General features: G+C 69.5%; 3 protein-coding genes. 1 reads left to right on the forward strand and 2 read right to left on the reverse strand.

Going from position 1 to position 3210, the window contains the following annotated elements:
• Positions 1–183: 183 nt before the first annotated feature.
• On the forward strand, positions 184–654 hold the full coding sequence (locus Mterra_RS20005; RefSeq protein ID WP_119316707.1) for a methylated-DNA--[protein]-cysteine S-methyltransferase: 471 nt from the start codon (positions 184–186) through the stop codon (positions 652–654).
• Positions 655–695: 41 nt separating this feature from the next.
• On the opposite strand, the gene Mterra_RS20010 is transcribed toward Mterra_RS20005, so the two are convergent.
• On the reverse strand, positions 696–1742 hold the full coding sequence (locus tag Mterra_RS20010) for a response regulator (RefSeq protein WP_119316708.1): 1047 nt from the start codon (positions 1740–1742) through the stop codon (positions 696–698).
• Between the two features lie 272 nt (positions 1743–2014).
• Positions 2015–3001 (reverse strand): Holliday junction branch migration DNA helicase RuvB, encoded by a 987-nt coding sequence (gene ruvB / locus Mterra_RS20015; RefSeq protein ID WP_119316709.1) that lies wholly within the window; start codon positions 2999–3001, stop codon positions 2015–2017.
• Positions 3002–3210: the final 209 nt, after the last annotated feature.

Raw genomic sequence — 3210 nt, forward strand, 5'->3', positions numbered from 1 at the left:
GGGGTATCCCCCCCTGCCCCCCCTTGCTAAGGGGGGTGAGGAGGGGGCGTTTTGCGCTTTGCGTCTCGCGTTTGGCGTACGATGTAGGACGTACGACCCGCGTTTTGCGTTTGGCTATCGGCTATCAGCTATCGGCTATCGGCGTTCAGCGCCGGACACACGACCCCCTAAGCTGAAAAAGCCATGTACGCCCGCCTCATCCCCACCCCCTTCGGCCCGCTCTACGCCGAGGCCAGCGACCGGGGCCTGACCGCGGTGCGGCTGCTGGTGCTGGCCGAGGGCTCCCCTGAGCGGGAGCACCCGCTGCTCGAGCGCCTCGCCGCCCGGGTCGAGCGCTACTTCCGGGGCGAGCCCGAGATGTTCCTCGACCTTCCCCTCGACTACGGCGGCCTTCCCCCCGCGCGGGCGGCCCTGTACGAGCGCGTGCGGCAGGTGCCCTTCGGCCAGACCACCAGCTACGGGGCCCTGGCCCGCGAGCTCGGCCTGTCGGCCCGGTGGGTGGGGGCGGGGATGCGGTCGTGCCCCTTCTTCCTGGTGGTGCCCGCCCAGCGGGTCATCCACGCCGACGGGCGGCTGGGCGGCTTCATGGGCGCGGAGGGGCTCAAGCTGCGGCTGCTGGTGCACGAGGGCCTCGAGGCCGCCCGGTTCCGCTGAGCGCCCCGGGGCGGCCGGTCGGGTGTCTGCGGGAAGGGCGGTCAGACCTTGCGCTTGATGCCGGAGAGCGCGTCGAGCAGGTCCTCCTCGCTGAAGGGCTTGGGGATGTGCCCGACGCGCGCGCTGCGCACCCAGAAGCCCCTCGGCGGCTCCTCGGCCACCGCCCAGACGGGCACGAAGCGGCCGTCGGGCGAGGCCCGCAGTTGCCGCACGCGCTCGGCGAGGTCGCGCACCTGGAGGATGACGGCCTGGGGCTTGTGGTGCTCGAGCATGCGCCGGGCCGAGTCGGGGTCGTGGGGCATCACCACCCGGTAGCGCGAGCGCTCGAGGGTCACCAGCAGCAAACGCCGCACCAGCGACGACTCGGCCACCACCAGGATCAGGGGGTCGGTGGGCCGGATCTCGGCCTCGCCCAGCAGGCCCCGGCTCTGCAGCTCGTAGAGCAGGTGGTAGACCTGGGTCTCGGGGAGGTCGGACTCCAGCGCGATCGAGCGGGCCCGCTTGAGCCCGTCCACCAGCTCGAGCACGCTCCAGGCCTCGGTGGAGAGCGCGTGGCGGGTGGGGTCGCTCACCACCCGCAGCACCGCCTCGGGCCGCACCTTACCCCGCCGCCACTCGTCCAGCCGCCGCGCCGCCTCGAAGAGCACCGCGCTGGTGTCGAGCATCTCCGGCAGCACCACCTGCGAGGCGTTCTCGCTGATGGCCTCGGCCAGGATGTCGCCCGTGCGCTGGGCCAGCAGCGTCGCCAGCGCCTCCATCACCTGGGCGTTGAGCGCCTCGCGCAGGTCGCCCGGCTCGAGCAGGCCCATCCTCAACGCGAGCTGCCCCAGCGGGGTGCCCGGGTTCTCCCGCTCCTGGCGCAGCACGAGCTCCTGGGTCTGCTCGAGGGTCAGGTACTCCAGCCGCACCAGATACTCCCCCAGGTGCGGCCCCGGGTCGGTGGAGGCGTACAGCAGTTGCCCGTCGCGCAGGTGCACCCGCCCGATCACGTCCTCACAGCGCACCGTGACCACGGCATTGGCCCGGTTGGCCTCGAGGGCCCGCAAAAGGTCGCTCAGTTCGATTTCGCCAATTCGTGCACGGATCACGCCGACTTTCATGCTACACGGCGGCGTGGCGTGGCATGGGGGAAGGTGAACATAGGGTCAATGGTCGATAGCTGATAGCTGAGCGCGGGTTGTACGTCGTACGTCGTACGCCAAACGCAAAACGCAAGACGCAAGACGCCCTTTGTTTACCCCCCTTAGCAAGGGGGGCCGGGGGGGATAAACCCTCCCCGCGCGCGGGGAAGGTTGGGGAGGGGTTTTCACCACGCTCCACGAGCCACCAGCCTTTCGCTGAGGGCTGACGGCTTAAAGCCTCACTCGAACAACCGCTGCTCCGGCAGGGGATACCCCATGTGCTTGTAGGCCCGCTCGGTGGCGACGCGGCCGCGGAAGGTGCGCTTGATGAGGCCGAGCTGGATCAGGAAGGGTTCGTGGACCTCCTCGAGGGTCTCCGAGTCCTCCGAGATGGCGGTGGCGAGGGTCTCCAGGCCCACCGGGCCGCCGGCGAAGCGCTCGATGATGGTGCTGAGGATGAAGCGGTCGCGGCCGTCGAGGCCCAGGGGGTCGAGGCCCAGGGCGTCGAGGGCGGCCTTGGTGCGCTCGAGGCTCACGCTCTGCTCGCCGTTGACCTCCGCGAAGTCGCGCACGCGGCGGAAGAGGCGCTTGGCGATGCGCATGGTGCCGCGGCTGCGCCGCCCGATCTCCAGCGCGGCCTCGGGCTCGAGCTCCAGCCCCAGCATGCGGGCGTCGCGGGTCACGCCCTGGGCCAGCTCGGCCTCGGTGTAGAACTCGAGGTGCTCGATGATGCCGAAGCGGCTGCGCAGGGGGCTCGAGAGCAGCCCCTGGCGCGTGGTCGCGCCGATGAGGGTGAAGCGCGGCAGGTCGAGGCGCAGGGTGCGGGCGGCGGGGCCCTGCCCGATGACGATGTCGATCTTGAAGTCCTCCATCGCCGGGTAGAGGTGCTCCTCCGCCGAGCGCGAGAGGCGGTGGATCTCGTCGATGAAGAGGATGTCGCCCTCCTCGAGGCTGTTGGTGAGGATGGCGGCGAGGTCGCCGGGCTTCTCGATGGCCGGGCCGCTGGTGACGCGGATGTTGACCCCCAGCTCGTAGGCGATGACGTGCGCCAGGGTGGTCTTGCCCAGCCCCGGCGGGCCGAACAGCAACAGGTGGTCGAGGGCCTCCTCCCGGTTCTTGGCCGCCTCGAGGTAGACCTGCAGCTTCTTCTTGAGCTTGCCCTGGCCGACGTAGTCCTCGAGCCGCCGCGGCCGCAGGGTCAGATCGCTTTCCACGACACCCATCATATCTTGTCCAGTATATTACGTTTATAGCGAAATTGGGAATGTGGGTTTAGGTCGATAGTCGATGGGCGATAGCCGAACGCTAGGCACGGGTCGTACGTCGTACGTCCTACGTCGTACGCAAGACGCCAAACGCCCTTTCCTTACCCCCCTTAGCAAGGGGGGCAGGGGGGATACCCCCTCCCTGCCCCCCTTGCTAAGGGGGGTAAGGA

It is taken from the genome of Calidithermus terrae (assembly GCF_003574345.1).
GTDB lineage: Bacteria > Deinococcota > Deinococci > Deinococcales > Thermaceae > Calidithermus > Calidithermus chliarophilus.

Bases quoted from the DNA above. Each gene is read 5' to 3' on its own strand.
- Mterra_RS20005 (WP_119316707.1), top strand. From the start codon at position 184: ATGTACGCCCGCCTCATCCCCACCCCCTTCGGCCCGCTCTACGCCGAG.
- ruvB (WP_119316709.1), bottom strand. From the start codon at position 3,001: ATGATGGGTGTCGTGGAAAGCGATCTGACCCTGCGGCCGCGGCGGCTC.